This is a genomic window from Metaprevotella massiliensis, from assembly GCF_900241015.1.
In genome coordinates this window covers 3,875-12,869 of sequence record NZ_LT965937.1, presented here as the reverse complement: position 1 = coordinate 12,869, position 8,995 = coordinate 3,875, and the positions used below count along the sequence as shown (strand labels likewise).

The window sequence follows — 8,995 nt, the reverse complement described above, 5'->3', positions numbered from 1 at the left end:
CGATGCTTTATTCCGACCTCAGATGTCAGCCTTTCTGATGCTTTGCGCTTGTATTCCTTCAAGCGGTGATTGACTTCTATGACTCTGTTGCCTTTAGCCCTGAAACAAGATCCTCTAAGCGGGCATCCTTCGCAGTTTTGGGCTCTGTACCTTGCGCTTTCCGTCTGGTATCCATTCGCTGTCTTGTCGCGTTTGGTGCCAATGCGTTCCATGTGCTGCCCCATTGGACATACGTAATAGTCTTGTCCGGCATTGTAGAAGAAGCTGTCCTGATGAAATGGACCCGGTGCATAGTGCATACGCTGCTCTTTGTGGAACATGTTGTATTTGACGTAGGCCTCGATACCGTTCTCCTCCATAAAGCGGTAGTTTTCCTCAGAGCCGTAGCCGGAGTCAGCTACCTCAGTGCTTGTCAGATGTCCATAGCGTGCAGCAAAGGAGTACATGAATGGAATGTATGTCAGAGTGTCTGTGGGATTGGGGAACAAGGCGTAGTTGAGGATGAACTGGTTCTCGGTGCCTATCTGTAGATTGTATCCAGGTTTGGTCTGTCCATTGTTCATCGCATCCTCCTTCATGCGCATGAAGGTGGCGTCGGGGTCCGTCTTGCTGAAGGAGTTTCTCTTGCCGAGCGTTTCCTTCTTCTGCTCATAATCTGCAAGAGAGGCCGCCTTTTTCTCTATCTCCTTTATCTGCTTCTTTTTCTCACGCAATGCTTTCTTTGCCTCTTTTGTCTGTGGCGCTTCTTTCGATAGCTCCTCGTTTAGACGTGATGTTATCTCGCAGACCATAGCTGGGGTTATCCCGGTTGACTCGGTCTTGCTTGCATTGTCCTGGGCTATAACGTCGTCTACCTGAGACAGGAGCACGGCAAGCTGACGCTTGAGCTTGTCTATGTTGCGCTCCACGTTCTTGCGCCAGACAAAGGTGTACTTGTTGGCCTTGGACTCTATCTTCGTGCCGTCGACATACTCCACGTCAAGTGTGATGAAACCTTTCTCTGCCAACAGAAGAACCAGCTGTGTGAACACGTTTGAAATCTCGTCTTTCACACGGTTGCGGAATCGGTTGATGGTGATGAAGTCAGGCTTGTTGTAGCCAGCAAGCCAAATAAAGTGGATATCGCGTTTTAGCAATTCCTCTATGCGGCGACAAGAATAAATGTTGTTCATGTAGGCGTAGATGATCACCTTGAGCATCATACGGGGATAGAATGCATTACGCCCTTTTACATGATAAAGTTTCAATATGTTGCTGATATCAATCTTGTCAAGCACATGGTCGATAATGCGTACCGGAGCGTCATCGGCGATATCTTCGTCGATTCTTGAAGGAAAAAGCAGGATTTCCTTGCTTAGATTGGGAATAAATTGTACCTTTGACATACTATAAATTCTTTCCATAAAGGTACAAAAAAAATATGGAATGGCAAAGCCCGTGCTTGTGAAAGTTCGGGCTTTGTGATATGTTAAAAGAGGGTGTGCCAATTTTGACACACCCCCTAAATTTGTATCTTACCCAAAAGTTTAGCGGACAGTAATAGTTGTTTTTTCCGATTGTTCACATATTCCTCAGCTTCTTTTTGCAAGTCCTCCTGAGACTTGTGCTGCTCCTTTGAGAGCCAGGCGTCAAGTTCTGACTTGACGAAATAGATGCGCTTGCCAACCTTATGATATGGTATCATATTGTTGGATGTCCAGCCGTAGATGGTCTGAACTGCGGGATGACCAGGAATGTACTTCTGTGCTTCGCTTACATCCATGCGCTGGTCATCGTCCTTACTATTACCTACAGATGCCGAAATTTTTCTGTTGAGGGCATCAATCTTTGCTGACAGAATCTTGTTGTCTTCGAGAAGATTCGCCATCAGCATGGGAATCATGTCAAAGGTGGGAACGCCATTCGACGTATGTTTTCTTTCTTCCATATTAAATGAAATTTGTTGTTAATACTTTGCGACTGCGCAGTCAGCGTTTATTTGAATTCGGCTGCAAAGATAGTGCGATAAAATGCCCTTCGCAAGGGCAGAAAAATGGAGTGAAGTCTTCCGTATGCTGTTCCGTATTAACAACAATCAACAAATAACCGAAACCGCTTGAAATCAGGTGGTTTCAGAAACATCATTTAACAATAGAAATCGAAAATAATTGAGATACGGAATGGCTTACGGGGCACTTCCATAGGCTATTCCGTATGAATGAAAGTTAAAAGACAGGTTAAGCCACCTTTGCTGTTGCATAAATGGTTTAACCTATGTAGGGTATCTGATGGATTTATATCACGTCGCTTTGAAGATCGAGCTTGATGGCTTGTGCTGCCTCCTCTTTCTTGGAGTCAACGACCTTGGCGTATATCTGCGTGGTGCGGATATCTGTATGTCCCATCATCTTTGATATTATGTAGAGATCTGTTCCTTCTGTAAGTTGATTGGTGGCAAACGAATGCCGGAAGCAGTGGAACGTGATGTGTTTCTTGATGCCAGCTGCTTCAACCCATACCTTGACAGGTCGATTGATATAAGACGGGTCTTGCAATCCCTCGAATACGAGCCTGTCAGGTTCCTGTGGTTCACCACAGATGAGATAGGCTTGCTCTGAAATAGGCATATACTCAACACCTCCTGTCTTCTCTTGAGTGAAGTTGATGCGGTAGTGGTCTCCTTCTTTTGACAACTCCTGCCATGTCATCTTACGGATGTCGCAATGCCGAAGTCCAGTCAACGCACTGAAAAAGGCAGCTTTTTTCAACATGGGATAGTTACAAGGAGTTGCAGCAAGAAGGTTAAGTTCTTCGATGGTCAAATATTCTCGGCGACTCTCTTCTTCTGGTACACCCTTCACTTTTGCAGCAAGGTCAACATCAAGATAACCGTCAATAAACGCTTGATGTACAGCTGCCTTGAATATAGAGAAATAGGTGGATGCCGTGTTTTGAGAAATGATACCAGACTTACCACCTCCTTGTGGAGCTGTTAGCAAGAACGTCTTGAAACTATCTATAAGTCGTAGGTCAATCTTGGAGAATGGAAGCGGTTTGCCTTCCGTGTAGATCTTCATGAGTTCCTGCACTCTATTCCAATTGACGATGATAGACTTAGAACTTTTCTTGTGTCTGGTTTCAGTGACTTTTGCAAAATAATCGATGAAGTTTACCTGTCCTTTGGCCTTCTTCTCAACCATTTCTTGGTCTGTATCAGTGTAGAGTTCTGCACTATCGTATTCATGTTGACGGAGATTACGCACATTGTCAACAAAGATACATGTTTCACGGTCTGTCTTTGAACGACAGATGATGATGCCATTCATATCCCGTTTAGGCTTATAGGTCTGGACACCATCCTTATCTATACGGGCAGGACGAGTTTTGTCCCACATAGGGGTGGTGATAATACGGTTTAGATACTCGCGTTCGCGACAAGGCTTGTCATGGCCTGGTTTGAACACAGGATAGGCTTCAAGGTAAAGATACCATTCATCGCGTAACTCTGATTTGCGGAGTTTGACGGACACCTTGGTGTGGAGCATTGCTTTCTTCATTTTACGTCTGATTTATAGAGGTTATCAATTTCTTCTTTAGGTATATAGACAAAGTTGCCTATCTGTCTTGATGGGATAGAGTATTTACGAACATGGGCCCATACGGAACTGTCATTGATGTGATACTTCTTGCAGATTTCTCCAACAGTATAGCAATTCTCAGGTTCGAGATTGTATAGTTTGGGCATAGTTTTGGCCTTTTCTGCTTTAATTGTATCGCGCGTGGGAATAAGCTTCTCCAAATCCTCACGTTTGATTCTTGTAAGACGAGTCCCAAGGTTTATAGCTGGGATTCTTCCTTTCCTAATAAGCCTGTAGATGGTGTCACGTTCAACTCCAAAGATAGCAACAGCTTCCTTGACCGAGATGTATTCTCTGGCATCTGGAATCTGAAGGATGATACGAGACAATGTTTCTTCTCTTTTCTTTGCGTCGAGTTGCCGTTTACGGAACACGTCACCACAACGCTTGCAGCAAAATTGTGAGTCAAGTGTCTTCGCAATGAAGACTTTCCCACACACTTTGCATTTCCGTCTGATTTCTAATGCAATACCTGGCATAATTCTGAACTAATTTAATGTTTGTTATTTATAAGTATATTTTAGTCGCTTGTTTACGACTTTTTTGTCGCGGTACAAATATGGAACATGTCTTGGATAGAAATCGATAGGAATTGATAACAAACTCCAAACCCCTTAAAACAGAAAATCCGTGTAACTCATTGAGCTACACGGATTTGATTTCCGATAATTATTGCTTGTTATCTCGGACTACTTCACTTACTCGAAATCTGAAAGTTCATCTTTTAATAATTTATTTGCAGCTTCAATACAACGGCTGTCTCCGCTACTTACTAAATCGGCATATATCAAAATGCAGGGCATTACATCGCCTTTCCAAAACTTCTGATATACATAAATAACTCCTTCGGTAGTCCTTGTTGCGCCGGTCTTCATCAGATTGGAGAAAGGTGTCTCTGTATAGAGTTCAAAAAGTTCCGGAGTAAGGTAACCATTCAATAAATTAGATGCACACTCTCCACCCCATAACATACCATTTGGCAATGCTATTTCTTCCCATTTTTCTTTTTGTTCTGGCGTGCGAAAATCCAGCTGCTTCAACAGCAACTTAGGCTTTAATATCTGATGATAGTTTTCCGACCATAAATCGAGCAAAAGACGACGTTTTTTCAGAACTCTTTTCTTCTGAGTTACGAGAATAAACTTACGGACTTTCAATTCATCAATCACATTTTTGACAGTACCTATCGAAACTCCACTATACTCCTTGATTTCCCGAAAAGATTTACCCACATTCTCAGGAGCTTGCAAAAGATAAAAGATTACCTTCAGGCCTGCTTCTTGGAATATAGGATAGTTTTTATTGTTATTCACAGGGGCTTTCTCCCCTGTGTGAGAAAGGTGGAATATCACTTTCCTGCCCTTCGTGTACTGTATATTGTAGTTACCTGCCGTGTCAGCAAAGTTAAGTTCCATTTTACGCAAAGTTCCATAGACAGATGGCTGTACATATCTTGCAACCAATATGACAGGTCCCTTGTAAGTCCCCATACAGCTCTTTGATTTTTCTTCAATGCGCAGGATATTTGTTCCATTTATCTCATTTTCAACAAGGCATCGGAACTCTATGCCCATAATTCTGACGTATTGTTTCATCGAAGGCGTTTCCGGCTGAAGCGCATCGATTATGACACCTTGAGAATCCTCCCACTGTCTCCTTATCGCACTGACCGCCTGATCTATAATCTGTATTCCATACATATCTTGTTCAATATTTATAGTCGTTCAATAGGATTGAACACTGCAAAGATAGTGAACAAAAATCAAACTGCAAATTTTTTCGTTCATTATTTAATGCTTGTTCAATTTTGTTGAACAAGCATTAAATAATGAACGGATGCCTACCTTTTCCCTTGTTTCCGTAGCATTTCATCTGTCTCTTTCCGAAGGAAAAGTAATCTGTCATTGGCTTTAAGATAAGAATTTTTTCCAGCCCAAACCAAGTTGTAAAGTATCTTAATCATTAAAGTTCTTCTCTATTTTCATCTTCCCAGACATGAAAAAAATGTTTTGCATTTGTTGAGTTTACTTCTTCATCATCGATCCAGTCGTCTACTCCGACTTCCATCCTCGGATTCTCACTTGACGAAGTTGCTGCCAGTACAGGTTCGCCCATTTCAAAAATCGTAATTTTTGGTGCTATATATTTCTTCTTTATCTGATTATTTAGGGTCTGCTAATAAACCTTAACTATCTGGCAATTAACTATTTATGTTGTATAAAATTTGGTCAATTCGCCCAAAATGACTACCTTTGGATGTTAAAACATTCAAGAATCGAGATGAAATACTACTCACAATATCGCAGTCACGACCTGTTTGAACTTCAGGAGTCACTTTCGGGATTGAGCAAATCCAACCGCTGGGTCAAGCTGGCCGACCACCTTCCCTGGGACAGGATAGAGAGGGAATACAACAAACGTCTGAGGAACAGTCACAACGGTGCCGGCAACAAGCCTGCCCGCATGGTGGTGGGAGCGCTAATCGTGAAGCATGTGGAAAAACTGAGCGATGAGAAAACCATCCAAGCCATTCAGGAGAACCCCTACATGCAGTACCTGCTTGGGCTTGAGAAGTTTACGGAAAGACCGGTATTCGTTCCAGGGTTGTTCGTCCTTGTCCGCAAGCGACCCGATCATGACTTCTTCAACATGCTGACCCTGATGCTGGCGGAAACAGACGGGAGCAAGCCGAAGAAGGAACACACCGACGAGGACGGCAACGATCACGGCGGTACGATGAAGATTGACGCCACATGCTGCGACGCCGAGGTGCGCTATCCAACGGATTCCAACCTGTTGGAGGACGGCAGCAGGCTGACAGACCGCCTTGCTTGACAAGTTCTGCGCATGCTACAAGGTGAAGAAACCGCAGACCCACCGCACGGAAGCCCGCCAGGCCTTCATCGGACTGATTAAGAAGAAACGCAAGGGGAAGAGACTGATTGACAAGACAAAACTAATCCAGATACGATGCCTGCAGGCAGACTTCCAGCTGTTTCTTGATTTCCTGGGCAAACAGTCAAGCACACTTCTTACTTGCTTCAGCCGTCATGACTACAAGTGTCTTCAGGCAGCGTTCAAGATGTATGAACAGCAAAAAATGATGTTCGAGCAGAACGTCCGCAGATGTGCCGACCGCATCATCAGCATCTACCAGCCGCATCTCCGTCCCATTGTCAGGGGCAAGGCAAAGGCCAAGGTCGAGTTCGGGGCAAAGGTTGGTGCCAGCATCGTCAACGGCTACACCTATGTGGACCATGTCAGCTGGGATGCCTATAACGAATCATCCGACCTCGGCATGCAGCTGGAACTCTACAAAAGGCGTTTTGGCATGCTGCCCAGGGAGATTCAGGCCGACAAGCTCTATCTGGGGAAAGAGAACAGGAAGCACATCAAGTCCTGCCATGTCAATTGCTACAACCGCCCACTGGGCAGGCGGCCCAAGGAAGAGAACGACACACACGCAGAGGACAAGAAGAGAGCCATCGGCGAGCGAAATGAGATGGAAGGCACATTTGGAACAACCAAGAGAGTTTACCGAGCCAACGACATCCGAGCGAAACTTGACCAAACGGCTGACACTTGGATAGGAGCTTGCTTTTTCGCTAGGAACATCATGAAGTTCCTAAGGGGACTTCTTTGTCTCTTTTTCGAAAAATCGGGCTTGAAGACCTTCCAAAAGAGAATTATGAGCATTTTTGACAGCATGGAGGCTGTATTACCCACACCACAAGGCTGTATGAAAGAAATAAATTAGCAGACCCTACTTAAGCTTTCAATCTGAATCTTCATCATGCAAAACTTTATCAAATACGGCAATCATTTTTTGAAATGCGAGGAGCAGTTTCTCATAAGAAAAAACACTGCTACTATCTATAACCTGTTGTATCAGCCTGCTATTTTCTCTTTTCTCTATCTCATTCCCCAGACATTGCTTATAGTGGAAAAGATGCTCTTTTGATAGAAATCCAACAATGTCATAAGCAAGCCAATAAGCTCCGACAACAATCTCATCAAAGTCTTCCCAATCATACACTTCTGCATGCAAGTTCCTATTCAAGTTAGCAATGAAATAGTTTTCCAGAATGAATGCCATATCTACGGCATCTTTATTCGTTTGGATATTCCTGTCTAACCAAGCATTGAACTTCAATACAAATAATCCATGCAACGATGCTATCTTGATGTCAAATTCATTGTCAATCGTTACGGTAATAGCATCACTCAGCACATCAGCAAACCCCTTAACGGACATAGCTATATCCTCCTCAGGAGGCCAGTATATGTATCCATCTTCTCTTTCTATATCTCCGTATGGTACTATGTCCATTTCGTAGTCGCCATCATAGAACCGTTGATACATCTGTCCGTCTTTTTGAAACCCTTGTGCTAATAATGCCCGCTTAATCTCTTCGAATGCATCCCAATCGGGAATGGCTATGGCGAGGTCTAAATCCCTCGTCTTTCTCCCTGAACTTATACCTACTAACTGCCGAATTAAAATATCTCGCGCAGTAGCCCCGATAACAAAGAAATCCTGCCCAATCTCAGCAAAACAATGACTGACTTTTCTTAGCAGTTCAACCAACAGGGGGTTGCCAATCTTCTTCCTCAAATCTAATATGTGCTGATAATCAACGATTTACGAAAGTCTTGGTACAAATATGGAACACCATAAGCATCTTGGATGTTGTCCCGAGACCTCTGCAAAACTCTTAGTTTAGAAATTTGCTTATATCATTATTTTTTCGTACCTTTATCGTATGAAACAGCAACTCTCCTCTCTCAGCTTTGCCGATCTGTTAGTCGGTCAGCGTAAGGTCAAGCAGACCTTCTTTTCTCAGATAGACAAAATTATCGATTGGAATCCAATCCGTGGTATTATTGAAATCGCCTACACCAAAGGTAACAAGGCAACTGGTCGTCCGAGCTATGATAGTCTTGTGCTTTTTAAAACCGAACTTATCCGTACTTGGTATGGCCTTAGTGATGGTGAGGTTGAGGAGCAGGTTAACGATCGTTTGTCTTTCAGCCGCTTTGTAGGACTGGGCCTGGAAGATGTTGCCCCTGACAGTACGACGGTATGTCGTTTCCGTAACATTCTTGTAGATGCAGACCTTTATGACATGGTACTGAATGAGATTAACCGTCAATTAGAACAACAAGGTGTTATTGTCAAACGTGGGGCTATCGTCGATGCCAGCATTACCGACAGTCCCCGTCGTCCACGTGGTCGCAAGGAGTATGAGATTGTTGAGGACAGGGATGAAGAAACGGGTAAGTTAAAATCCGAGAAAGCTATGCTCAAGGAGAAACTCAAGCCCAATGTGGACGGAGAGGCACGCTGGATCAAGAAAATGGGAAGGCTCCACTTTGGA

Annotated in this window: 10 protein-coding genes and 1 pseudogene; 3 read left to right on the top strand and 8 right to left on the bottom strand. The window is 43.7% G+C overall.

The window, feature by feature from the left end:
• The 7 genes and pseudogenes from C1709_RS00070 to C1709_RS00040 form a co-directional block, all read right to left on the bottom strand.
• A partial coding sequence (locus C1709_RS00070; RefSeq protein WP_102284972.1) for an IS1182 family transposase occupies positions 1 to 1,385 on the bottom strand: 1,385 nt, incomplete at its 3' end.
• Positions 1,386 to 1,501: 116 nt separating this feature from the next.
• The gene (locus C1709_RS00065; RefSeq protein WP_102284955.1) at positions 1,502 to 1,927 is read right to left on the bottom strand and encodes a helix-turn-helix domain-containing protein; all 426 of its coding nucleotides are present in this window, start codon (positions 1,925 to 1,927) and stop codon (positions 1,502 to 1,504) included.
• Between the two features lie 346 nt (positions 1,928 to 2,273).
• Positions 2,274 to 3,536 carry a site-specific integrase gene (locus C1709_RS00060; RefSeq protein WP_102284954.1) on the bottom strand — a complete coding sequence of 421 codons (1,263 nt, stop codon included), beginning with the start codon at positions 3,534 to 3,536 and terminating at the stop codon, positions 2,274 to 2,276.
• Positions 3,533 to 4,096 (bottom strand): helix-turn-helix domain-containing protein, encoded by a 564-nt coding sequence (locus C1709_RS00055; protein WP_102284953.1) that lies wholly within the window; start codon positions 4,094 to 4,096, stop codon positions 3,533 to 3,535. Before C1709_RS00055 ends, C1709_RS00060 begins: the two co-directional genes overlap by 4 nt.
• Before the next feature lie 219 nt (positions 4,097 to 4,315).
• On the bottom strand, positions 4,316 to 5,317 hold the full coding sequence (locus C1709_RS00050; RefSeq protein ID WP_102284952.1) for a type IV toxin-antitoxin system AbiEi family antitoxin: 1,002 nt from the start codon (positions 5,315 to 5,317) through the stop codon (positions 4,316 to 4,318).
• 140 nt (positions 5,318 to 5,457) lie between these two features.
• Positions 5,458 to 5,574: pseudogene (locus C1709_RS00045) on the bottom strand (helix-turn-helix domain-containing protein); the annotation flags it as partial.
• Positions 5,575 to 5,579: 5 nt separating this feature from the next.
• Positions 5,580 to 5,732: a hypothetical protein gene (locus C1709_RS00040; protein ID WP_232503644.1), complete on the bottom strand. Its 153-nt coding sequence runs from the start codon at positions 5,730 to 5,732 to the stop codon at positions 5,580 to 5,582.
• A gap of 141 nt (positions 5,733 to 5,873) precedes the next feature.
• Between C1709_RS00040 and C1709_RS00035 the strand changes: the two genes are divergently transcribed.
• Together C1709_RS00035 and C1709_RS00030 are read left to right on the top strand one after the other, a co-directional pair.
• Positions 5,874 to 6,452: a transposase gene (locus C1709_RS00035; protein ID WP_102284950.1), complete on the top strand. Its 579-nt coding sequence runs from the start codon at positions 5,874 to 5,876 to the stop codon at positions 6,450 to 6,452.
• Positions 6,453 to 6,474: 22 nt separating this feature from the next.
• A complete protein-coding gene (locus C1709_RS00030; RefSeq protein WP_146035427.1) occupies positions 6,475 to 7,374 on the top strand; it encodes a transposase in 900 nt (299 codons plus the stop codon).
• 18 nt (positions 7,375 to 7,392) lie between these two features.
• Here C1709_RS00030 and C1709_RS00025 read toward each other — a convergent pair whose 3' ends face one another.
• Positions 7,393 to 8,232 (bottom strand): nucleotidyl transferase AbiEii/AbiGii toxin family protein, encoded by an 840-nt coding sequence (locus C1709_RS00025; protein WP_245836858.1) that lies wholly within the window; start codon positions 8,230 to 8,232, stop codon positions 7,393 to 7,395.
• 148 nt (positions 8,233 to 8,380) lie between these two features.
• Between C1709_RS00025 and C1709_RS00020 the strand changes: the two genes are divergently transcribed.
• Positions 8,381 to 8,995 (top strand): transposase (locus tag C1709_RS00020; RefSeq protein WP_146035429.1); only part of this gene is annotated, 615 nt, incomplete at its 3' end.

Excerpts from the sequence above, each read along its gene's own strand:
- C1709_RS00065 (WP_102284955.1), bottom strand. The coding sequence starts at position 1,927 with ATGGAAGAAAGAAAACATACGTCGAATGGCGTTCCCACCTTTGACATG.
- C1709_RS00060 (WP_102284954.1), bottom strand. The coding sequence starts at position 3,536 with ATGAAGAAAGCAATGCTCCACACCAAGGTGTCCGTCAAACTCCGCAAA.
- C1709_RS00055 (WP_102284953.1), bottom strand. The coding sequence starts at position 4,096 with ATGCCAGGTATTGCATTAGAAATCAGACGGAAATGCAAAGTGTGTGGG.
- C1709_RS00050 (WP_102284952.1), bottom strand. The coding sequence starts at position 5,317 with ATGTATGGAATACAGATTATAGATCAGGCGGTCAGTGCGATAAGGAGA.
- C1709_RS00040 (WP_232503644.1), bottom strand. The coding sequence starts at position 5,732 with ATGGGCGAACCTGTACTGGCAGCAACTTCGTCAAGTGAGAATCCGAGG.
- C1709_RS00035 (WP_102284950.1), top strand. The coding sequence starts at position 5,874 with ATGTTAAAACATTCAAGAATCGAGATGAAATACTACTCACAATATCGC.